We start from the raw sequence: 262 nt of genomic DNA on the forward strand, positions 1-262 counted from the left end.
GCTTTTTTATGCTTTTTCTTCCAAATTTGATACAAAATAGGAGCGTATTCTTGAACCCAACGATAGATCGTTGAATGATGAACATTAATACCACGTTCTCTTAATATTTCAGATATATCACGGTAACTCAGTGGATATCTTAAGTAGTAGCCAACGGCTACAGTTATGACGTCTTTATTAAATTGTTTACATCTGAAATAGTTCATGTAGAATGCTCCTTTTTATTAAAATTATACTACATATTTAACTTTGCAACAGAACC

At 31.3% G+C, this 262-nt stretch carries 1 pseudogene; it reads right to left on the reverse strand.

Annotated elements, in window-relative coordinates:
• Positions 1-206: pseudogene (locus CD138_RS11445) on the reverse strand (IS6 family transposase); the annotation flags it as partial.
• Positions 207-262 lie beyond the last annotated feature (56 nt).

Source organism: Staphylococcus intermedius NCTC 11048 (assembly GCF_002902385.1).
Taxonomy (GTDB): Bacteria; Bacillota; Bacilli; order Staphylococcales; family Staphylococcaceae; genus Staphylococcus; species Staphylococcus intermedius.